This window comes from Flavobacterium sp. KH_001, from assembly GCF_057840745.1.
Map to the genome: position 1 here is coordinate 2,211,271 of NZ_CM174520.1, position 22,799 is coordinate 2,234,069.

Annotated in this window: 15 protein-coding genes; 5 read left to right on the forward strand and 10 right to left on the reverse strand. The window is 35.9% G+C overall.

Annotated features, from left to right (window positions below):
- Nucleotides 1-78 precede the first annotated feature (78 nt).
- The 5 genes from AC3ITQ_RS09615 to AC3ITQ_RS09635 all read left to right on the forward strand — a co-directional run bounded on the left by AC3ITQ_RS09615 (nucleotide 79) and on the right by AC3ITQ_RS09635 (nucleotide 9,396).
- Nucleotides 79-2,067 (forward strand): beta-mannosidase, encoded by a 1,989-nt coding sequence (locus AC3ITQ_RS09615; RefSeq protein ID WP_489238380.1) that lies wholly within the window; start codon nucleotides 79-81, stop codon nucleotides 2,065-2,067.
- A 176-nt stretch (nucleotides 2,068-2,243) separates the two neighbouring features.
- Nucleotides 2,244-4,520, forward strand: coding sequence for a GH92 family glycosyl hydrolase (locus AC3ITQ_RS09620; RefSeq protein WP_489238382.1), 2,277 nt, complete (start codon nucleotides 2,244-2,246; stop codon nucleotides 4,518-4,520).
- Nucleotides 4,521-4,662: 142 nt separating this feature from the next.
- A complete protein-coding gene (locus tag AC3ITQ_RS09625; RefSeq protein WP_489238384.1) occupies nucleotides 4,663-6,948 on the forward strand; it encodes a GH92 family glycosyl hydrolase in 2,286 nt (761 codons plus the stop codon).
- Nucleotides 6,949-6,952: 4 nt separating this feature from the next.
- Nucleotides 6,953-8,413 carry a glycoside hydrolase family 125 protein gene (locus AC3ITQ_RS09630; protein ID WP_489238386.1) on the forward strand — a complete coding sequence of 487 codons (1,461 nt, stop codon included), beginning with the start codon at nucleotides 6,953-6,955 and terminating at the stop codon, nucleotides 8,411-8,413.
- A gap of 80 nt (nucleotides 8,414-8,493) precedes the next feature.
- Nucleotides 8,494-9,396: an ROK family protein gene (locus AC3ITQ_RS09635; protein WP_489238388.1), complete on the forward strand. Its 903-nt coding sequence runs from the start codon at nucleotides 8,494-8,496 to the stop codon at nucleotides 9,394-9,396.
- Between the two features lie 106 nt (nucleotides 9,397-9,502).
- Here AC3ITQ_RS09635 and AC3ITQ_RS09640 read toward each other — a convergent pair whose 3' ends face one another.
- The 10 genes from AC3ITQ_RS09640 to AC3ITQ_RS09685 form a co-directional block, all read right to left on the reverse strand.
- Nucleotides 9,503-10,141, reverse strand: a complete 639-nt coding sequence (locus AC3ITQ_RS09640) for a hydrolase (protein WP_489238390.1) — start codon at nucleotides 10,139-10,141, stop codon at nucleotides 9,503-9,505.
- Between the two features lie 35 nt (nucleotides 10,142-10,176).
- Nucleotides 10,177-10,701 carry a YceI family protein gene (locus AC3ITQ_RS09645; RefSeq protein ID WP_489238392.1) on the reverse strand — a complete coding sequence of 175 codons (525 nt, stop codon included), beginning with the start codon at nucleotides 10,699-10,701 and terminating at the stop codon, nucleotides 10,177-10,179.
- A gap of 22 nt (nucleotides 10,702-10,723) precedes the next feature.
- On the reverse strand, nucleotides 10,724-11,593 hold the full coding sequence (locus AC3ITQ_RS09650) for a pirin family protein (protein ID WP_489238394.1): 870 nt from the start codon (nucleotides 11,591-11,593) through the stop codon (nucleotides 10,724-10,726).
- Complete coding sequence (locus AC3ITQ_RS09655) at nucleotides 11,583-11,891, reverse strand: GNAT family N-acetyltransferase (RefSeq protein WP_489238396.1); 309 nt, start codon at nucleotides 11,889-11,891, stop codon at nucleotides 11,583-11,585. Before AC3ITQ_RS09655 ends, AC3ITQ_RS09650 begins: the two co-directional genes overlap by 11 nt.
- A gap of 433 nt (nucleotides 11,892-12,324) precedes the next feature.
- Nucleotides 12,325-12,915 carry a Crp/Fnr family transcriptional regulator gene (locus AC3ITQ_RS09660; RefSeq protein WP_489238398.1) on the reverse strand — a complete coding sequence of 197 codons (591 nt, stop codon included), beginning with the start codon at nucleotides 12,913-12,915 and terminating at the stop codon, nucleotides 12,325-12,327.
- A 148-nt stretch (nucleotides 12,916-13,063) separates the two neighbouring features.
- A complete protein-coding gene (locus tag AC3ITQ_RS09665) occupies nucleotides 13,064-15,076 on the reverse strand; it encodes a hypothetical protein (protein WP_489238400.1) in 2,013 nt (670 codons plus the stop codon).
- 137 nt (nucleotides 15,077-15,213) lie between these two features.
- On the reverse strand, nucleotides 15,214-16,647 hold the full coding sequence (locus tag AC3ITQ_RS09670; RefSeq protein ID WP_489238402.1) for a glucosidase family protein: 1,434 nt from the start codon (nucleotides 16,645-16,647) through the stop codon (nucleotides 15,214-15,216).
- A gap of 126 nt (nucleotides 16,648-16,773) precedes the next feature.
- Nucleotides 16,774-18,465: a RagB/SusD family nutrient uptake outer membrane protein gene (locus tag AC3ITQ_RS09675; RefSeq protein ID WP_489238404.1), complete on the reverse strand. Its 1,692-nt coding sequence runs from the start codon at nucleotides 18,463-18,465 to the stop codon at nucleotides 16,774-16,776.
- Between the two features lie 21 nt (nucleotides 18,466-18,486).
- Nucleotides 18,487-21,696, reverse strand: coding sequence for a SusC/RagA family TonB-linked outer membrane protein (locus tag AC3ITQ_RS09680; RefSeq protein WP_489238406.1), 3,210 nt, complete (start codon nucleotides 21,694-21,696; stop codon nucleotides 18,487-18,489).
- 706 nt (nucleotides 21,697-22,402) lie between these two features.
- Nucleotides 22,403-22,771: a hypothetical protein gene (locus AC3ITQ_RS09685; RefSeq protein WP_489238408.1), complete on the reverse strand. Its 369-nt coding sequence runs from the start codon at nucleotides 22,769-22,771 to the stop codon at nucleotides 22,403-22,405.
- Nucleotides 22,772-22,799: the final 28 nt, after the last annotated feature.

The window sequence follows — 22,799 nt, forward strand, 5'->3', positions numbered from 1 at the left end:
AAACTATTGCGAACACCAATAATCCTTCTCGAACTGCCAACGATGAAAGTGAAAGTATAAAATAAGTATGAAGTAAAAATGGAATATAAAAAAGGCTTTTATTGGTTTATTGGTGTTTGTCTTGCCAGTCTTTCATTTGTTGCTAATGCTCAAAGTACAGACATAAAAAAGGGTTGGCAATATAGAGAAGCCAAAACAGAAAAATGGTATTCGGCAACTGTTCCTGGTGAAATTCATACTGATTTACTGAATAATAAAACAATTGAAGATCCATTTTACAGAGACAATGAGAAAAAACTGCAATGGATAGAAAAGAAAGATTGGGAATATAGAACCACTTTTGAGGTTACACTGGCGGTATTAAAAAAGAAAAACGCCGAATTGGTTTTTGATGGATTAGATACTTATGCCACGGTTTATGTAAATAATAAAGAAGTATTAAAAGCGGATAACATGTTCCGTCAATGGCGTGTTGAGGTAAAAAAACTATTAAAATCGGGAAGTAATGACTTGGTTATCGTTTTCAAATCGGCACAAAATGTAGCAGATTCACTTGCGAAAAAAGACCTTCCTTTTGTAATTCCAGACAATCCTCGTGCTTATGTACGTAAAGCGCAATACCATTTTGGATGGGATTGGGGGCCAAAATTTACTACTTGTGGGATCTGGAAGACACCACGCCTGGAAGCTTATGATAAAAAGACTCCTGAGAAACCTTATGTAATGAACCGCAAAATAGAATTGGTTCAGCAACCGGATAGTCTTGGCAAGTCGTTTTATTTTAAAATTGATGGAAAACCAGTCTACATGAAAGGCGCGAATTATATTCCGTCAGATGCTTTTCTTTCCAGAGTAACAAAGAAAGAATACGAAAAAATAATTAGCCTTGCTAAAGATGCCAATATGAATATGCTGCGCGTTTGGGGTGGCGGAATTTATGAGGATGATTATTTTTATGATTTATGCGATAAAAACGGAATCTACGTCTGGCAGGATTTTATGTTTGCCGGAACAATGGTGCCGGGAGACAAGGCCTTTTTTGATAACGTAAAAGCCGAAGTACAATATCAGGTCAAACGCCTGCGTCATCATAAAAGCATCGTTTTATGGTGTGGTAACAATGAAATTGATGAAGCCTTTAAAAGCTGGGGCTGGCAAAAAAGTATGAAAATGTCAAAACAGGATTCGACTCGTTTATGGCATGATTACGTTCGTTTGTTTCAGGATAGTATTCCGAAGTGGGTAAAAGAAGTGGATACGAAACGTCCTTATATTAGTTCTTCGCCGTTATTTCATTGGTCTAAGGAGAAAAGTATTAGCGAAGGAGACAGTCATTATTGGGGCACCTGGTGGGGATTGAAAGATATCGAAATTACAGAGAAAAAAACGAGCCGCTTTGTAAGCGAGTACGGAATGCAGGCCATGCCAAACTACTCTTCAGTTGAAGCGTTTACCTTGCCGGAGGATCGCTATTTGTATTCAGATATTCTCGAAGCGCACCAAAAAGCAGGAAAAGGTTTTATGAAGTTAGATTCGTATCTGAATCGCTATTTTATTGATTCCGAAAAAATAAAAAAGATGAATGTTGAGGATTACACATATCTCACGCAATGTCTGCAATATTATTCGCTAAAGAATATTATCGGAATTCATCGTTCTAAAGCGCCATACAATATGGGAACATTGGTTTGGCAACTCAACGATTGCTGGCCAGTAGCAAGCTGGAGCGTTACCGATTATTATGACAGACAGCCCAAAGCCGCCTGGTATGCAATGAAGGAAGCGTACAGAGACGATAAAATCCCTGAAATTGATTTAACGCGACCCAAAGATTTAAAACTGGAGGACCCAAAAATAACATGGGAAGTAAAAGGAAACAAAGTGATTTTGAAAGCTTCAAAAGCGGCAAAATACGTGTATGTTTCTATAAAAGGATATACTGGAAAATGGAGTGATAATTATATCGATTTAAAAGCCGAAGAAGAAAAAACAATTTCGTTTGAAGGGAAAATAGAGAAGCCAGTTTTGAAAGTCTTTTCTCTTTATGAGGTTCTGAAAAGATACTAATTTGGAGGTTCAAAGAGGCAAAGGCTCAAAGGAACAAAGGAACAAAGGAACAAAGGAAAAGCTTTGCGAACTTTGCGGTTAAATTTTATGTTTAAAGATTAAAAAATATCTGTGTAAATCCGTTTAATCAGCGTCATCCGTGGCTCATATTTACACAAGTCAAATAAAAAAAGAATATGTTTAAAAAGTACAACAAAATAGCATTTATCGGAATTTTGGCTTTAAGCCTACTTTCTGTCAATTCTTCAATTTCACAGGAAAAAAGGGCGAAAGCAACTAATTCAGATTATACGCAATATGTAAATCCGTTTATAGGATCTGCAGGACATGGCCACGTATTTGTGGGGGCGAATGTTCCTTTTGGGGCAGTTCAGTTAGGGCCTGTAAATATTTTTGAAGGCTGGGATTGGTGCAGCGGATACAACTATGCAAGTAATACCATTTTAGGATTTACGCATACGCATTTGAGCGGTACCGGAATTGGTGATTTAAATGATATCCTATTACTTCCGGTTTCTGGAAAAGTACCTCTTTTTAAAGGTACAAAAGAAGATATGGTAAACGGTTACGGCTCTTATTTTTCGCATGAAAACGAAGTAAGTAAGCCGGGATATTATAGCGTTTTATTAGATAAATATAAAATTAAGGCAGAATTAACAGCCAGCGAAAGAGTTGGTTTTCATAAATACACTTTCAATTCTGCTACAGATTCACACGTTTTGTTAGACTTAGCTGACGGTGTGGGCTGGGATAAACCAGTAAAAACATTTATTAAAAAAATAAACGAAACAACCCTTGTAGGATATCGTTTTTCTGAAGGATGGGCTACAGATCAACGTGTTTATTTTGCCATGGAGTTTTCTGAACCAATTTCAAATTTAGCATTGTATGATGATAAAACAGCGGTTTCAGGTACTGAAGGTGAGGGCTTAAAAATGAAAGCCGTTTTGGATTTTACATCTTTAAAAAACAAACAGGTTTTGGTTAAAGTCGGAATTTCACCCGTAAGTTATGAGAATGCTTCTGCCAATATAAAAGCCGAAATTCCGAATTGGGATTTTGAAAAAACAGTAAAAGCAGCAACATCAAAATGGAATAAAGAATTAAGTAAAATCCAGATTAAAGCAGATGATAAAACAATGAAAGTTTTTTACACCTCATTGTATCATACCGCTTTTGCGCCTTCTATTTTTAATGATGCCAACGGAGATTACAGGGGAACGGATAAAAAAGTATATGAAAAAGCAAACTTCACTAACTATACTACTTTTTCACTTTGGGACACTTATAGAGGTTTGCATCCCTTATACACCATCACGCAACCGGATAAAATTAATGACATTGTAAAGTCATTTTTGGCTATTTACCAACAGCAGGGAAGATTGCCGGTTTGGCATTTAATGGGGAATGAAACCAATACCATGAACGGAAATCATTCCATTGCGGTTATTGTGGATGCTTATTTAAAAGGATACAGAGATTATGATGTGGCATTGGCCTACGAAGCCATCAAAAAGACCGCAATGCAAACACGTGACGGAATGGATTATGTGCAAAAATTAGAATATATTCCGGCTGATAAAATGTTGGAAACGGTTGGGAATGCTTTAGAATATGCTATTGATGATTACTGCGTAGCGCAAATGGCAAAATCACTAAATAAGACAGAAGATTATACCTACTTCTCAAAAAGAGCCAATTTATACAAACTTTATTTTGATAAGGAAACTACTTTTATGCGTGGTAAATTAACGGATGGAAACTGGAGAACGCCATTTAATCCACTTTCTTCCGCGCACCGTAAAGACGATTATGTGGAAGGAAATGCGTGGCAATACACCTGGCTGGTTCCTCAGGACCCTTATGGTTTAATTGATTTATTTGGAAGTGAAAGTAAATTTTTAGCCAAGTTAGATTCACTTTTCCTAATAACAGATAAAGTAGAAGGAGAAGAAGTTTCACCGGATATTAGTGGTTTAATAGGTCAATATGCACAAGGAAACGAACCGAATCACCATATTCCGTATTTGTATGCTTATGCCGGTGAACCTTGGAAAACAGCCAAATTAATTAGAGAAATTGATGATAAATTCTATTCTACAAAACCAGACGGATTGTGTGGGAATGAAGATTTAGGTCAAATGTCTGCCTGGTATGTTTTATCTTCAATGGGATTTTATTCGGTTAATCCTGCAAATGGCATTTATGTTTTCGGAAGCCCGCTGGTAAACGAAGCCGTAATTCATTATAAAAAAGGAATTTCATTTACAGTAAAAGCAATTGATAACAGCGCATCCAATATATACATCCAGAAAGCAGAATACAACGGAAAGCCATATACAAAATCGTATATCACACACGATATGATTGTAAAAGGCGGAGAATTGAAATTGTATATGGGAAGCAAGCCATCAAACACTTTTGGAGTAAAAAAAGAAGACAGACCTCTTTAGATTTTTGATTTAAGAGTTCAGATTTTAGATTAAAAAATTATCAGTTTACAGTTTTCTGGAGAGTTAAAAAAAACGTGTAGTTATAAATTAAGTCACAGTTTAAAGCTTATAGCCTACAGCTTAAAGCATAAAGCCCATAATTATGAAAATAAAGCATTTAATTTTTTTAGCAGTAACACAATTTTGTGTCGTTGCAAATGCGCAGGATAAAATCCTTGATCCGGTTGAATATGTCAATCCTTTAATGGGAACACAATCTTTGCACAGTCTTTCAAACGGAAATACATATCCGGCAATTTGCAGGCCTTGGGGAATGAATTTCTGGACGCCGCAAACTGGTAAAATGGGAGATGGATGGGCTTACATTTATACAGCCGAAAAAATTAGAGGTTTTAAGCAAACACATCAGCCGTCACCATGGATGAACGATTACGGTCAGTTTTCGATTATGCCGGTAACGGGTAAATTGGCTTTCGCCGAAGCAGACAGAGCAAGCTGGTTTAGTCATAAAGCGGAGGTTTCAAAGCCGTATTATTACAGCGTTTATTTGGCTGATTATGATGTGACAACAGAAATTACAGCAACAGAAAGAGCGGCACATTTTCAGATTACATTTCCTGAAAATGAAAAATCTTCTATTGTAATTGATGCATTCGATAAAGGTTCTTATGTTAAAATTATTCCTTCAGAAAATAAAATTATCGGTTATACGACTCGCAATAGCGGAGGTGTTCCTGCCAATTTCAAAAACTATTTTGTTTTGGTTTTTGATAAAACATTTGCTTCACATTCAACATGGAATGATACAGGCCTGCAAAAAGACAAATTAGAATTGCAGGACAATCACGCTGGAGCAGTGGTTGGTTTTAAAACCAAAAAGGGAGAAATTATAAACGTAAAAGTCGCTTCTTCTTTTATCAGTCCTGAACAAGCCGATCTGAATTTAAAATCAGAATTAGGAAATGCTTCTTTTAATGAAACTGTCACCAATTCTAAAAAAGAATGGAACAAAGTTTTGGATAAAATAGCCGTAGAAAGTAATAATGACGAGAAGCTAAAAACCTTTTATTCTTGTTTATACCGCGCCACTTGTTTCCCTCAAAAACAATATGAAATAAATGCTAAAGGAGAAACCGTGCATTACAGTCCGTATAACGGAAAGGTTTTACCAGGTTATATGTATGCCGGAACTGGTTTTTGGGATACTTTCCGCGCTTTGTATCCCTTGCTGAATTTGGTTTACCCTTCTATAAATAAAGAAATGCAGGAAGGTTTAATCAATGATTATAAAGAAGGAGGTTTTTTACCGGAATGGTCAAGTCCTGGTTTTAGAAATGTAATGGTTGGGAATAATTCGGCTTCTGTGGTTTCAGAAGCTTATATAAAAGGTTTACGTGGTTACGACATTAATACATTATACGAAGCTTTAGTTCATGGCGCCAATAATGCCGGACTTATTGATGCTGTAGGGCGAACAGGTGTTTCGTATTACAATACGTTAGGATATGTTCCTTATGATGTAAAAATTAATGAAAACGCAGCCAGAACATTGGAGTATGCTTATGATGATTTTGCGATTTGGAAATTGGCAAAGGCTCTGGATCGACCTAAAAAAGAAATCAGTGTATTTGAGAAACGAATGATGAATTATAAAAATCTTTATAATCCTGAAATTGGTTTTATGAGTGGTAGAAATAAAGATGGAAGTTTTCCGAAAAATTTCAATCCGTTGAAATGGGGAGATGCTTTTACAGAAGGAAATGCCATGCACTACAGCTGGAGCGTTTTTCATGACATTCAGGGCTTGATTGATTTAATGGGCGGAGAGAAAAAATTTACCGCAAAATTAGACGCCGTTTTTACAACGCCTCCTGTTTTTGATGACAGTTATTACGGATCTGTAATTCATGAAATTCGCGAAATGCAGATTATGAATATGGGACAATATGCACACGGAAATCAGCCTATTCAGCACATGATTTATTTGTATAATTATGCAGGTGAACCATGGAAAACACAATATTGGTCAAGAGAAGTAATGAACCGTTTATACAAACCAACTCCGGACGGTTATTGCGGTGACGAAGATAACGGACAAACCTCAGCATGGTATATTTTCTCTGCCATGGGATTTTATCCGGTTTGCCCGGCGACAGACGAATATGTTTTGGGTGCTCCATTGTTTAAGAAATTAACACTGACATTAGAAAACGGAAAACAGCTCACTATAAATGCTCCTAAAAATTCAGAAACCAATAAATATGTTCAGGATTTAAAATGGAACAATGAAGACTATTCTAAAAACTTCATTAACCATTTTGATGTCTTAAAAGGCGGGGAATTAAATTTTGATATGACAAGTTCGCCAAATTTAGAAAGAGGAACTACCAAAAACGATTATCCCTATTCTTATTCAACTTCAAAATAATACTATGCAGTCACGTAGAAAATTTATCAGAAACACCGGAATTTTTTCAGCAGGATTATTGGCACTCCAAACAGATGTTTTCGGAATGCAGTCGGATGCTTTCAATTTTGCTCTTAAAGATTTTATCAGCAAAAGACCACCATTAGCAGAACGAAAATTTACAAGTCCGGCCATTGAAGCAGCAATTAAAAGAGTTAAAAAACAAATTGCAAATCCTGAACTGGCGTGGTTGTTCGAAAACTGTTTTCCAAATACATTAGACACTACAGTCGATTTTGAAATTATCGACGGAAAACCAGATACCTACGTTATTACCGGAGACATTGATGCGATGTGGCTTCGTGATAGTACAGCTCAAATCTGGCCTTATATTCCGTTTGTAAAAGAAGATAAAAAACTGGCAGAATTGGTAAAAGGCGTAATAAACCGTCAGGCGAAATGTATTTTGCTGGATCCTTACGCGAATGCTTTTTACAAAGATTTTACCAAAGTCAGCGAATGGAAAAATGATATGACCAAAATGCAGCCTGGAATCCATGAGCGTAAATGGGAAATAGACAGTTTGTGTTATCCTATTCGATTGGCGCACGGTTACTGGAAAGAAACAGGTGATTTAAGTTTATTTGATAGTAAATGGAAAGAAGCGATGTTATTGGTATTACAGACATTCAAAGAACAACAGCGCTGGCATGATAAAGGGCCTTATACTTTTCAGCGTGAAACTGCCTGGGCAACAGATGGCGTACCTTTAGGCGGTTACGGATATCCTGTAAAACCTTGCGGATTAATCGTTTCTACTTTTAGACCAAGTGATGACAGCACATTGTTTGGCTATTTGATTCCGAGTAATATGTTTGCGATTGAGGTTTTGGGTTATTTAATCGAAATCTTCTCTTTGCCATCAATGTTAGACAAGGATTTGGTAGCTAAAGCCAAAGAATTAAGAGAACAGGTTCAGAAAGGTTTAGAAGAAAACGGAATTATTGATCACCCAAAATTTGGTAAAATCATCGCTTTTGAAGTAAACGGTTACGGAAGTTTCCACATGATGGACGATGCCAATGTACCGTCATTATTATCCTTGCCTTATCTTGGCGCGATTGAGCCGGATAGTCCACTTTATCTGAATACCCGAAAAGTAGTGCTTTCAGAAAACAATCCTTTTTTCTATAAAGGAAAAGCGGGCGAAGGCGTTGGCGGACCGCATACCGGTGCCGATACAATTTGGCCAATGAGCATTGTTTTGAGAGCGATTACAAGTGTAGACGAAAAAGAGATTAAAGCTTGTATTAGTAATTTGATCAAGACAAATGCAGATACTGGTTTTATGCACGAATCATTTCATAAAGATGATGTGAATAAGTTTACCAGAAAATGGTTTGCCTGGGCTAATACGCTTTTTGGAGAAATGATTGTACATACGAGCATTAAATATCCTCAGATTTTAAAAGATAAAAATATCTAAAAGTAAAAATATAAAAATACACTATTACGAGATTAAGTATTGAAGTTTAATTGTTTAATAGTTCAATTCAGGAAAATAAGATGAATAAAGAATATGCCGTAGGAATAGATATTGGAGGAACACATATTACCGCAGCGATAATAGATATTGTAAACATGAAAGTGATTGATTTTTCATTGCATAAAGAATCATTTGATTCTAATTTGCCTGTGAAAGAGGTTATGTCTATTTGGGAAAAAGTGATTCGTACTTCAGTAGCAAATTCAAAAGTAGACGAAATAAAAGGACTAGCTGTATGTATGCCTGGTCCGTTTGATTATGCTAATGGACTCTGCTGGATAAAGGACCAATCAAAATATGAACATTTTTATGGACTAAATGTTCGTTATTTATTTCAGGGATCGCTTAATCTTTCCAATGAATTTCCGATTCTTTTTGAAAACGACGCTGTTTGTTTTGGAAAAGGGGAGGTCTTTAAAGATGAAACAAATCTTTCTAAAAAGGTAATAGCGGTAACGCTTGGAACCGGACTTGGAGCTTGTTTTATTGATAAAGGAGTTTCAATTGTTTCTGGAGAATTGGTTCCAACAGATGGTGAAATTTACAATCTTCCTTATAAAGATGGTATGGCAGAAGATTATGTTTCGGCCAGAGGTCTTTTGTCAGCATATAAAAGCTTAACAGGAAAAAATCTCAATAATGGATTGGAACTTTTTAATCTGGCTGTCGCCGAAGATGAAGTTGCGATAAAAGTATTCGAAAAAATGGGAGAAGATCTGGCTGCAGTTGTAATTCCGTGGTTAGAAAAATTTGAAGCAGATAGTTTTATTATTGGTGGAAAAATTGCCAACGCAAGCGAATTTTTCCTAAAAAGCTTCAATAAAAAAGTAAAAGAATCAGGTCTTGATATTACAGTTTCTGTTTCTACAGATAATGAAGTTGCTGCCTTATTAGGAGCTGCAAGTATGCTTTATACAGCCTAGTTTTCTTTAAAACTAAAGAGAAGAAACACAAAAGAACTACTGTCTATAACGCCGAAACAGCATCATGTAATGTGATGCTGTCTAAGCCTTAATCAAAATGAAAAAATTAATCCCTATCGTAAGAAAATTGGATTCCTGCAGTACCTCCAGTCTTAATAAACAGTTGCATAAATTCCTGAGCTGTTTCGGCACGGCTCCAGTCACGCTGCAATTCACAAAATAATTGCGGCACACTCACCAGGATTGCCCCCGCTTGCTCCATTCTTCGTAGTGCCGCATTATGCGCTTCTAAAGAAGTTCCGCCAACAGCATCAGCGACTACATAAACTTCATAACCTTCTTTTAAGGCATCAAGCGCAGGAAACGTAAGACAGGCTTCTGTCCATAAAGCTGTCATTATTAGTTTTTTCTTTCCCAATGCTTTAACGGCCCCTAAAAATTCTTTGTCTTCCCACGAATTTATAGTAGTTCTGTCGTAAGATGGTATTCCTTCTAATTCTCTTTTTAATTGTGGAATCGTTTCTTTGTTAAATCCGGTTTGAACATTCACGGTTGAAAGCACAATGGGTAAATCGTAAACTTTGGCCATTTTGGCAACACCACAGATATTATTAATAAGAATTTGTCTGTCCATTGAAGCAATAGAATTGACTTGTACCGGTTGATAATCAATAATGATTAATGCTGCATTTTCCGGAGTTAACAGATGATCATTTTTTTGATCGCGAATTGGTAAGCTGCTCATAATTTCTAAGTTTTATTATTGTTTGTTTGTGTAAATTATTCTTTGGGAAATTCTCCGTCCATTTTGATGAGTACATCATCCTTAAGTCCGTCGAAAGGCAAAATCAATCCGACCTTAAAATCAGAGCGTTTTAGTGTTGCCAGAACCTGAAATCCGGATGTTATTTTCTTTGAATTTGGATTAAGCATTGTTCCTCTGTATATAAAATCGACAATGATTTCTTTTGTAAAACCGTGCATACTCAGATTTCCTGCGACTTTATAATTGTTCTTAGTACTTTCTTTTATAGCGGTGCTTTTAAAATTTAGCGTAGGGTATTTTTCCGCATCAAAAAAATCAGGTCCCCTTAAATCTTCATCTCTTCCCTCAGAGCTTGTAAATACTGAATTTATATCTGCTGATAATTCAAAAGAAGCATCACTAAAATCTGCTTTAGAAGCGGTTACGGTTAAATCAAAATTGTTAAACTGTCCTACAATATCATTAATCATCATATGTGTAACGGTGAAACCAAGCCTTGAATGCTCTTTGTCATTTCTCCATATTGTTTGATTTTCCATTTGTTTTCATTTAATTATTTACTTACACTAAATACCCAAATTTCCCCATAGTTACATCACTCATTGCTTCCCTGATTTCTTGTTGTGTATTCATAACAAAAGGGCCGCGGGCAACTATTGGTTCATTGATTGGTTCTCCGCTTAAAATAAGTACGACAGCATCTTCAAGTGCTTCGATGGTGAATTCTTCTCCTTCATTTGCAAATAGTAAAAAATGATTTGCAGGCACATTTTCATTACCATTGACTCTGATACTTCCCTCAATTACAAGGAGAGCTGAGTTGTAGTTTGCTGGAAAATTAAAAGTTGCCGATGCCGCTTTGTTTAATTTTGCATTAAACAAATTCATAGGAGTAAAGGTTGTCGCTGCTCCTTCAGTTCCATTGTATTCCCCCGCAATAACTTCTATAACACCATCATCGTTTGGTAGTATATGTTTGTTGATGTTGTTATTGGTGATTCCCTGGTATTTGGGTTTTGACATTTTATCCTTCGCAGGAAGATTTACCCAAAGCTGTACCATTTGAAAATCGCCGCCTTCTTTACTAAACTGCTCTTCGTGATATTCTTTATGTAAAATTCCGGAAGCTGCAGTCATCCATTGTACATCTCCTTCGCTAATTACACCACTATTCCCAGAGCTGTCATGATGTGCTACTTTTCCTTTATAGGCAATAGTAACAGTTTCAAAACCTCTGTGAGGATGTACGTCAACACCTCTTAATTTATTGGTGGGTGGAAAATAAAATTTAGAATTATAATCCATCAATATAAAGGGACTCATTCTTTCCATACTCATTCCGAACGGAATAAAATTGTGTACTCTAAATCCGTCACCAACCATATGTGGCGCTGGTGGTGAAAATATTCGTTCTATTTTTTTAGTTTTCATTTTGATGTGATTCTTTATTGTGAAATAATGAGTTCGCTTGATATTCAGGATGTTTGTCGATATATGCTTTTATAAAAGGACAATAAGGTTTTACTTTAAGATGATGCTCTTCTGCATAATCGAGAACATATTTTGCGATATAGGCAGCTAGTCCTCTTCCTCCTAATTCGGGCGGAACTTCGGTATGGATATAAGAAATGCCTCCATCAAATAATTTGTATTGTTCAAAAGCTATTTTTCCATCTAAATGAATCTCGAAGCGTTTGTCTTTTTCATTATTTATAACTGTGTATTCCATGATGTAATTTTTAGTATTGTAAAATTACTATGGATAAAACACGAAGCACTTGATCTATGATAAGAAATGCAAAGGATAAAAATCTATGAATAGATAAATCAGTTCAATGTTTAATGTTGCGGAAAACCATAAAGAGTATAATAATTGTTTTTAACCACACAGATACACAAAGATTTAACGCAGTGTTGAGCGGAAAAAAATACGAAGCTGTACCACAGAGCTGCGCAGAGATTTTACGCAGAGTTACACAAAGAAAATTAAACATTGCGCTTTGTATCTCTTTGGTATTCAGTTACGCAGATTTAAAGTAGAGAACACAAAGCGAAATTAGTGCAAAGCTTTGCGAGCTTAATAAGATATCCTGCAAACACAGCAGAAAAAAAATACTTTGCGTACTTTGCGGTAAATTAAAAAAGTTATAGGGTAAAGTAATTTAGGGCCTGAAGCTTTTTCTGGCGAGTTCTTTTCGGACCCTGCTCAAACTTTCAGGGGTAATGCCAAGATAAGAAGCAATCATTTGAAGCGGTACCCTCAGCGTAATTTTGGGATAGGTTTCTATAAAGTCTAAATATTTTTTTTCAGCGGAGGCCGATAGTAAATAATTTATTCTTTTCTGCATTTGTCTAATATTTCTCTGTAGTGCGAGGGAATTATAAGAGGAAAATTTTTGAGAAATCTGTAGGGCATTTTTAATGAAATCCTTGTGAATATAAACAAGCTCGGCATCTTCAATTACATCAATAAATAATTCTGAGGGCTCATCAAAATAAAAACTGCTCCTGTCTGCAATCCACCAATTTTCAGAAGCAAACTGGATAATATGATCTTTCCCCATTTCATCAACCGTATAGCAGCGTAGAATTCCTTTGCAAACAAAAAAGGCTCTGTCGCAAATTTGGCTTTCCTTCAATAAAACGGTTCCTTTTTTTACTTCAATTGAATAAACCAAATGCTCTAATTCTTTATACTCGTTTTCTGAAAGACCAGTATTCTCGATGATATATTTTTTAAATTGCTCCTCCATTTGGTATAAAGATTAGAGCTTTTAAATTACAAAAAATAATCCAATAAATTTGATTTAGATTCTGAATAAAATGGAGTAAAGCTGCCATAAAAAAAGCTCCAAATTTCTTTGAAGCTCTTCTTACTAAATATTTAAAAAGAATTAGTATTTAAAGATTGATAGTTACCGTATCTCCATCTTTAATGACCTTATTGAAAACTGTTTTTTTACCATCAGTTATCGTGATTTTCAACTTCTGATTGACTCTTTCTACCATAATATCAAAATCTCGTTCGAAAGCAAATACATGACGCAATTTCATAACGGGCCAGGATTTAGGAAGACGTGGCGTGAAATCAAAACTATGTAAACCTGTAGGTCGGATTCCAAATAATCCTTCGGTAAAAATTCTGCAATACAAACCGCTTTCTGCCGAAAGATGGCGTTGATCTCCTTCCGGATAAGCTTCTACAGGATAAGGAACGTGGTCGCCCAATAAACGTCGGTTTGAATAATAATGTAAAAAGTCCAGAGCTTTGTCTGTTTCTCCGGCAGCCAATACACCTCTCAGCGCATATAAAGTAGAACGATCCCAAAATATCTTGTCACCCGCAACACTGGCAAGACCATCTTTTGTCCATAATCTTGGCGAAAATAAAGCGTCTATAGTTCCGTCTTTTCGATCATAAATCCCCATCGTAAGCGGAGTACAGATCCAGGCTCTCAGAATATCATTTCCTTTATAATATTTATAAGTTTCAAAACCTTCGACTTTAGAACCAAAATATTTTTCAATCGCAACTTTTAATTTTTCAGCCTCCGTTTTGTATGCTTTGAGTTGCGCTTCGTTTTTCCCTAAAGCTTTCCCTAAATAAACAGCCGAATTAAGCGCATCATAATACAAAGAAGAAGTATTAAGATTCGCTTTTCCTGCCGGAAGACGTCCTTCCAGTTCATCAGAATCTGAAGTTACCACACCATCCGAATTTAGTTTTCGATGACAGTATTCCAGGCACCATTCAATTAACGGCCATAATTGTTGGGCTTCATTTGCATTTCCTCTCGAAAGCGCATAACGTGAAGCGCCATAGGCAATCATTGCTCCATCGCCACGATCACCGGCTCCGTCCCAAATATCAGTTCCTTCTGCAACAATCGAACTCGGAATAGGTTTGTATTCTTTGTTCATGAATTTCGCAAATTGCAAATATGCATTAAGTGATGCTTTATTACCATATTCATATCCTAGATAAGGAAAAAAGGGACCAATATATTCTGCCTGATCATTGGCCCAAATGGCAGCATAATAGGATTCTCCGCCCGGGCCATGCATAGGACCGCCTTTGGTTTCGAAAATACTTTCAGAAGCCCGAATTTTCGCGAAAGCAAATTCGGTATTCAAAACAGGGTCAGGAGTTTCTAATATCAGCTTATCCCATATTTCATGGATTAAGTTTATACGCTTGTTTTTTTCTTCTTCTGCATTTACAACAGGAACTTGTTCGTTTGCTTTAACTCCGGAATAGAAAACAGAAAAACTAATGGTTTCATTTGCCTGAAGATTAAAATTCCCCGAATTAAAAAGGTTCACACTCACAGTATAACTGCCTTCAGTTCCTTTCGCAGGATCTGAAGTATAAAACGTATTTAACTTTGGAATTTCGACAACACATGCTTTATCAGAGGTATTTTTAAGCGTGTAAATTTCAAAATAGCCTGCCAAAGTTGTTGATGGAAAAAATTGTCTGGTTAATTCAAGGGCATTATCAGATTTACTTTTAACTAACAATGTTCCGTTAAGTGCTAATGAAACTACTTTTTCTGAAGTAATTGGTTTATAATTTACGGTAACCAGATCAAATGCATCTTGTGCAAAACGACGTGTAAAACTGGCGTGCGTATTATTAGGAATTGTTCTCAGCATAGGCCAGACCAGACTGCGGGTTGCATGGAAAGAACCATCTGCTGCGACACCATATCTTAGCACACAGGAGATCTTTTTGCCACTCATTTCGATATGATCGTCATGCGGAATGTTGTTGTTGATTTGCCAGGAAATAGCACCATCAGAATCAATTTTCCAACGGTTGTCTTCCTGCGAAAATGCTTTACTTGTCATGAAGCAAAAAGCGACAACGGCAAAGAGAATAGGTTTTCGACTTTTATTAAATACGATCTTCATTAAATTTATTTTTAAATTGCTTTTAGTTATTGCTCTGTTTTGTACTATGTAATTTAATTACCGCCAACAGGTTTTTATCTATCGTCTTAGTAGTTTTGTTGTGTTGTTTTTTGATAAATATTTTGCGTGTTTTAAAATTACGGGAAAGATGCCTTTATTTTTTGTCCTGGATTTACCGGAACATCAATAAAGGTATAGGATTTCCCGTTATCATCTTTCTTGTGATTGGCGGTAATTTTTTTGTTGTCTATCAATATTGCGTCATAATCTCCGGCGAACATAACTCTCCATTGTATAGTTCTGTTGCCTTTGTTATGAAGTGTTGTATTTTGCTTTTCATGTTTTATAAATAACACTGTATTTAAAACAGGTAAATGGTCAACTTCGGATGTAGTATCACTCTTTCCGCGATACAAAGTTGTTATTATGTTTTTTGTAGCATCAGGTTCTATTCCCATATAACCATGCACAATGCCTTCAATCACGCCGTATGAAACCTCTGGATATTCTCTTCGTTTCGTTGCCGGATCGGTAAGGTGTAAAATATATTCATATCCTTTTTCTTCAAAACCATATTTGTACAGCAAAAAGGGTAGATAGGATAGACTTTCGATATTGGTTTTTTCTGAAATTATATGTTCAATTGTTTTTTTGGTTCGTTCTGTATTTGTCAAAGCGTCAAACCATAATAAAAAAAGTTCGCCTCCGTCTTTGCTGAATTTTCCATCACTTGTATAAATGACATTATAAGTTGAGGTTGTATCATCCCACCAAATTTGTTCTATTTGTTGTTGGTATTTTGCGGCTTTTTTTTCGAAAATTTCCGCTTTTTGAATGTCTCCTTTTTGTCTTAAAATAGAAGAATACGTTAGAAGTCCGCGGTAAATTGCAGCGACTAAATCAACACCCATTTTTAAGCCGTTTATCCCTTCAGAATAAGAAGCCAATCCTCGGCATCTATGGAAATCATCTTTTATATTAAAAGGAAAAGAAGGATTTGGAAATTCCGGTCTTGTTAATAAGGAATCGGCATCGAGTACCCAACGTTCTATATAGGCTGTCGTCGATTTTTCGAAGAAATTTTCAAACTCCGGATTGTCTATATACGTTTTATCACCTGTCCATAAATACAGTCTCCAACAGGCAAACATTACATCAAAATTACTATTAAGATTGTACCAAAATTCTTTGTCATTTCTGTAATCTTCGGGGGCAGGTTTTCCGTATTTATTAATTTCCCAATAAGAGCACCAGTCTTTGTTTTCGGAAATGTTTTGGGCAAATAAAGAAAGCATGTTTTTATTTTCTTTGCTTAATCCGAGTATTTCGGCGCCAATACTTTGATGCGATACATCACGCATGCAAAAAGCAGATCGGGAAGGAAGGGCTGCTTCGTACCAGGGGCCAACGGGATCATTTGGGTTTCCTTTATAACTCAAAGCCATTTTTTTCGCCCGGTTAAAAGCCATTTCTATTGCCGGATCAGATGATTTGAAAGTGGTTGTTTTTTGGCCAAATGCATTAAAAAAGAAACAGCAATTAACCACTATAATTATAAATGCTTTTTTCATGTAGCTTGTTTCTATTATTTAAATAAATTTTAAAAGCAAACCCACACAAATAAAATGGTGGGTTTGCTAAGTTTCTACTAGTTTGTTAAACTAATACTTTAAGTTTGGGACAAAAAAGAGAAACAATTAATTATAACCCGGATTTTGAACGAGACTTGTCCTGTTCGTTTCATCTCTCGGAATAGGCAATAAATAATGTTGAGGTTTAAAAATTCTGTCCTGAACTTTTGTGTAAGTATAGGTTTTTGTACCATCACCATTTTTGGTAATTATTACGCCCATTAAAGGTTTGTTTTCTGTTACGTCGGCAATTTTCCAACGACGAACGTCATAATAACGGAACCCTTCTAAACATAATTCAACTTGTCTTTCGTTGCGAATTTTATTCTCTAAAGCTGTACCGGTTAAACCAGTCAATGGAACTGTAATTCCGGCACGTTGTCTGATGGCGTTTAAATATTGAATTGCCGTTCCTTCATTTCCTAGTTTAAATTCAGCTTCGGCATAATTCAGATAAATTTCACCTAAACGCGAAATAATCCACGTTTTATTGGTTTGCGTCTCGCTATTGTAATTGTATGTTGTATCGCAATATTTACGGAAAGTGTAACGGGTTTTACTGGCGTTCCAGGTATCCCATCCTTGTGGAGAATCTAATCCGCCTTCATAAAATTCAGCTTTGTTTGAACTTCCTGCATCATAACGATCCTGACAGAACTCTGGCTTTCCATAAGCACGTCCATCGTATACAATATTTTTGTAAAAACGGGGATCTCTGTTTACATAAGGTTTTTGTGGATTATAACCAGATGTTGGATCCGTTATGTCTTTTCCGTCTGCGGTTCCATAAGCGTCGATGTGACTCTGGCTTGGTGCAAAGTTTGCCCAACCGTGAAAACCACTCGGTGAATTGAACATTTCTACGCCATTAAAAGCGCTCCATTGTGGGTCTTTACTAGACAAACGAGAGCAAATAATCTCTGAATTATTAGTAGTAAAAAGATCAGCATAGCTTTTATCATAAAGCTGATAGAGGTTTAAATCAATAACAGCTTTTGCAGCATCGGATGCTTTTTTCCATTTAGAAATATCATTAGTGGTATTCCATTGTGGGCTCGCAGCATAAAGCAATGCTCTTGATTTTATGGCAAGTGCAGCACCTTTCGTAATTCTGCCAAGGCTGGAAGTTGTTAAAGGTAATAACGCAGCAGATTTGTCTAATTCAGTAACGATAAAATCAACGCATTGATCATAAGTACTGCGATCTACTTTAAAATTACTGTTTAGATCAAAAGGAACCGTAATCAAAGGAACTCCTCCGTAATCACTCGTAAGTTTGAAATAAGCATACGCTCTCAAAAACAATACTTCGCCTTTTAGTCTGTTGCGCCAGGCTTCATCTCCGGGAACATCATCAATTCTGGATAAAAAGATATTACAATTTTGAATCGTAGCATAAGTAGGTTTCCAGACATCAAAATTTCCTGCATTATCCGGAGTCAAAGCGCCTGAATTTAGGTTCCAAATGTCATAATCGTTAAAATTATTAAAAGCTTCGTCGCAAGCCGTAGACAAAACCCAGCTTCTGTTTGTTCTGTCATTCCAGTTGTGTTGTGTGCTAGGCAATACGGTGTACAGATTGTTTGCGAAAGCTTCGGCAAGTTTTAAGTCGGTCCATACGGATGCATCTGTATATGAATCCAAAGGAACTTTGTCCAGAGGATCTTCGCTACAGGAAGTAAAAGATATAATGGTGATGAAAGAGGCAAGGAGGAATGCCATCTTTTTTATTAGTTTATTGGTTTTATGATTTTTCATAATCTTTATTTTTTTGCGATATTATAATTGAATACTTACGCCTATTCTGTAAATACGAGTCTGCGGATAATTTACTCCTGTGGTATTGTTCGTTTCAGGATCAAGGTTGTATTGTTTCATGTGGTCGAAAGAGAACAAGTTTGTTCCTCCGGCGTAAAACCTCACGTTTGATACTCCAAATTTTGAAAGTGCATTTTCAGGTAAAACATAAGATACTTCTAATGATTTTAATCTAAAGAAAGAAGCATCTCTTAACCAGAAGTCAGCTGGAATGTTATTTCTGTTATCTGAATCATTGAAGGCTACAGGATATTTGGAATTTGGATTATCTGCAGTATATCTGTCATTGTACAACCATGTTGGCGGTGCTACGATAGCGCCCTGTGCTTGCGGAAGAATCATTTGTTTTGCTTTTGATTGTCCCGTCCAAAGCATGTCGATAGAGAATCCTTTATATTCCGCTCTCATCGGAATACCGTAAGCGATTTTTGGCGTAGCCGATTCCGGAATTCTAACCTGGTCATTAGTAGTTATACTACCATCTCCGTCTGTATCTTTTACCCAAAGATCTCCGGGTTTTGCCCCTTCAAAATGTGCTGAATTGTCAACATCTGCCTGAGTGCGGTAAATGCCATTTGTTTGGTAAACCATCCAGGAATCGATAGCTTTTCCGGTTGATTTTTGCCATTGCGGGATATTAGGAGCTTCGTCGCGAAACAAAACTTCACTTTGCGCATAAGTAAAGTTTAAACCAATACTGTATTTGAATTGATGCCCCATGTCAGCATAATTTACAGACCAGTCAGTACCTCTGTTAACAGTTTCTCCAATGTTTTCTTTAGGAAGTGCCAAACCAGTATACAAAGGCACAGATGCATTTCTTGCTGTTAAAATATCAGATCTTTTATTGCTGAAGTAATCAAAAGTAGCAGTCAGTTTGTTATTGAAAAAGCCAAAATCAAATCCTATATTTTTAGAATCCTGAACTTCCCAGGTTATATTTGGGTTTGGAGTAGCCGAAAGATAGATGCTATTATTTAGCGTATAATCGGAACCAAAATAGCTGTAAAGCTGTTGATCTGTTATTAACTGATATCTTGTTAAGAAAAGATATTGATTTAGCTGATTACCACTTCTCATATCATCATTACCCATTTTCCCCCACGAAGCTCTAATTTTTAGCTGATCGATTGCTTTGATATTATTCTTGAAAAAGTCTTCTTCAGATATTTTCCAACCTGCAGATACAGAAGGAAACATGCCCCAACGTGTAGAAGATGGAAAATTGAAAGATCCGTTGTAACGGGCAGAAACTTCAGCAAAATATTTATTATCAAAGTTATAAGCAACGCGGCCTAAATAACTTTCCCTTCCGTCCTGGTAAGCACTGCCTGTTGCATTTTGCCCTTTAGTACTTCCGGTGAAAATCTGGTCTAATTTATCGCTCAGCAGATCTCTTCTGTAGGCATACGTTTCCGTTTTGTCCGTTGTAGTTTGCTCGTATCCAACAAAAGCATTAAAGGTATGTTTGTTAAACTTACGATCGTAGGCTAATTTTGCGAAATAGGTATTTTGATTGGCAATTTGCTCATCCTGCATAACGCTTGTTATACTAGTACTGTTTTTTACGTTATTGTAACTGTCATTTGTTTTATCGTACGAATAAGCATCCCAAGGTTTTGTGAATTTCTTTTGACTGCGAACATTATAGTCAAATGCTGCATATCCGCTTAAAGAAAGGCCTTCCGTAATTTTTGGTAATTTAAGATCGAATCCAATTTTTGGGTTTACGATGAGGTTTATCACTTTGTCATAACCAGCAGCCGAAGAAGACATCAAAATAGGGTTTCTTCCGTTTGCAATTCCTGAAGACGGAGAACCATTTTTCCAATAGGCCGGAATAAAAGGATACATACTAACAGTTTCGTGCATGATACTTCCTATACTTACCGCCGGGTAATTTCGGTCTTCTCTTCGTGTCGCAATATCAAGGTTTACTTTTAAGTTGGATGAGATATTAACATCAATATTTGATCTAAGATTGAACTGTCTGTAGCGCTCATCGCTGTTTCTAAGATTACTTTCCTGGTTTAAATATTGACCAGAAAAGAAATATTTCACTTGTTCCGTACCACCATTTACGGACATAGAAACGTTCGATTGCGGTGCATCTTTTCTATAAACTTCCTTAAGCCAATTGGTGCTGGTATAATTAGGATCATTTCCGGCTTTGTATTTGTCTATTTCAGATTGCGCGTACGGAAGTGTGGTTCCCTTGTGGGCATTCAGTTCGTTGTAATACGTCATGTATTGCCATGAATTTACTTTTTCGTCCATACGGGTTAATTGCTGAATTCCATAAGAACCATCAATTTTGATCGTTGGCGCACTAACTTTACCTCTTTTCGTCGTCACTAAGATTACTCCATTTGCAGATCGAACACCATAAATTGCTGCCGATGCATCCTTCAAAACCGTAACCGATTCAATATCATCCGGATTGATTCTGTTTAAATCGCGATCCGGTATACCATCTACGACTACCAGAGGGCTGGTTCCACCTCCAAAAGAGTTAAATCCTCTGATCAAAAGGCTGGAGCTGTCATCACCAGGTCTTCCGGAACGATTATTGGCAATAACACCTGACATACGTCCTGCAATACCATTTGAAACGTTTGCAGAGGCATTTTGTGTCAATACTCCACCTTTGATAGAAGCAATTGCTCCTGTTGTAGAGGCTTTTTTCTGAGTACCGTATCCCACAACAACGACCTCATTTAAGGTTTGATTTTCTTCTTCCAGTTGAATGTTTAAACCGTCTGTGGCCCTAACTTCTTTAGTTACAAAACCGGTAAATGAGATAACAAGAATGCTATTAGAGTCCGGAACATCAATGGAGAATTTACCATCGAAGTCTGTAGTCACGACGTTATTGGTCCCTTTTAAAAGTATGTTCACGCCAGGCAGCGGTTCTCCTTTTGAGCCTGTTACGGTACCTTTGATAGTTTTTTGAAAATTTGATAAAACAGTTTTATTTTTTGATCCTGTTATCGTGCTCCCCGTGGATGGAGTGTTATGTAACTTCAGGAAAAAATTGCTGTCTTTTGATTCTGTTGCTGCAGAAACTTGCAGGGTCATAGCTAACAGAAATCCAGGTGTCAATTTGGTAAACTTCCAGATTTCAGAAGTAAGCCAAACGGTTTTTGGTTTGTCTTTGATTAATAATTTCATTTTTTGTAATAATGGTTTTTGGTTAGTAATTTACTTTCTCGTTTTCGTGAAAGAGGATAAATGTGAAAACCAAAATTAGAAATGTTTCCTCGTCAGCACATACCAGTACCTACCAGTTTTTTAAAATATGCATAAAAAACGGTTGTATTTTTGGGTAATATGAAAATAAAAGTGGGTAATATATGAATATAAGGCAATATTGGTGGTTTTTAGGAAATAATGTCTTTTGCGTAATATTTTATTTAGCGGAATAAAATATTTTACTACAAACGATCACTTTCTAAAATTTTAAAAGTGGATAATATAGTATCAGAATTACTTTTTCAGAAAATTTTATTGGAAATAAAAAAATATTGGCCTTATGACCATACCAGTAATCAAATTAGGTTTTATATGTAAGACTAAGCTTGCTTAAATTTTATGCGCTTAAATTCAAATCTGATTTTAAATCGATAAAAAGAAAGGATTTCAGGAAAAAGGAAAGAAAAATGTCAAGCATTAAACTAAGTTTTTTGTTCTAAAAACTCAATTTTTCGCATGTTATGATTTTAATTATGTGATTTTTAATGGTTTATAGATATTTAAAAAAAAGTAAAAAAAACTCCAGATCTCTCTGAAGTTTAAGGCTTATTGGGTAATTTTTCTATTTTTTTAATGGTTTGTAGAAATTCAATTTGGAATTTTGTGTGTGATTCCTAAGAAAAAATTATTTATATTTTCTTAAAGTCAAATCTTCGCCTTTGTTAATATTATTTAATTTAATAAATTTTTTATATTCTTTAAAATCCATTCTTTTTGATAAACTATCTTTTTTTATGTTATGAACTAAAAAATATAATTTTTTTACTTCAATTTTTTTAGGTTTCTCTAACAATGTATCAAAAACAAACATAATATAGTCTTCATTAAAACTAAAATCGACGGCACTATGTTCTATAATTAAATTATGATTTCTCACTATTACATTAGAATAACCTCCTTCTTTAAAAAAAAGATAACCTTCCGGCAAATTAATTTCCTGATCTGACATATTACAACTGCAAACTAGAACTAATAATATTAATATTTTTTTCATTGGTCTTGTTTATATGAAGTTTGTTGTA

Bases quoted from the DNA above. Each gene is read 5' to 3' on its own strand.
- AC3ITQ_RS09615 (WP_489238380.1), top strand. From the start codon at position 79: ATGGAATATAAAAAAGGCTTTTATTGGTTTATTGGTGTTTGTCTTGCC.
- AC3ITQ_RS09620 (WP_489238382.1), top strand. From the start codon at position 2,244: ATGTTTAAAAAGTACAACAAAATAGCATTTATCGGAATTTTGGCTTTA.
- AC3ITQ_RS09625 (WP_489238384.1), top strand. From the start codon at position 4,663: ATGAAAATAAAGCATTTAATTTTTTTAGCAGTAACACAATTTTGTGTC.
- AC3ITQ_RS09630 (WP_489238386.1), top strand. From the start codon at position 6,953: ATGCAGTCACGTAGAAAATTTATCAGAAACACCGGAATTTTTTCAGCA.
- AC3ITQ_RS09635 (WP_489238388.1), top strand. From the start codon at position 8,494: ATGAATAAAGAATATGCCGTAGGAATAGATATTGGAGGAACACATATT.
- AC3ITQ_RS09640 (WP_489238390.1), bottom strand. From the start codon at position 10,141: ATGAGCAGCTTACCAATTCGCGATCAAAAAAATGATCATCTGTTAACT.
- AC3ITQ_RS09645 (WP_489238392.1), bottom strand. From the start codon at position 10,701: ATGGAAAATCAAACAATATGGAGAAATGACAAAGAGCATTCAAGGCTT.
- AC3ITQ_RS09650 (WP_489238394.1), bottom strand. From the start codon at position 11,593: ATGAAAACTAAAAAAATAGAACGAATATTTTCACCACCAGCGCCACAT.
- AC3ITQ_RS09655 (WP_489238396.1), bottom strand. From the start codon at position 11,891: ATGGAATACACAGTTATAAATAATGAAAAAGACAAACGCTTCGAGATT.
- AC3ITQ_RS09660 (WP_489238398.1), bottom strand. From the start codon at position 12,915: ATGGAGGAGCAATTTAAAAAATATATCATCGAGAATACTGGTCTTTCA.
- AC3ITQ_RS09665 (WP_489238400.1), bottom strand. From the start codon at position 15,076: ATGAAGATCGTATTTAATAAAAGTCGAAAACCTATTCTCTTTGCCGTT.
- AC3ITQ_RS09670 (WP_489238402.1), bottom strand. From the start codon at position 16,647: ATGAAAAAAGCATTTATAATTATAGTGGTTAATTGCTGTTTCTTTTTT.
- AC3ITQ_RS09675 (WP_489238404.1), bottom strand. From the start codon at position 18,465: ATGAAAAATCATAAAACCAATAAACTAATAAAAAAGATGGCATTCCTC.
- AC3ITQ_RS09680 (WP_489238406.1), bottom strand. From the start codon at position 21,696: ATGAAATTATTAATCAAAGACAAACCAAAAACCGTTTGGCTTACTTCT.
- AC3ITQ_RS09685 (WP_489238408.1), bottom strand. From the start codon at position 22,771: ATGAAAAAAATATTAATATTATTAGTTCTAGTTTGCAGTTGTAATATG.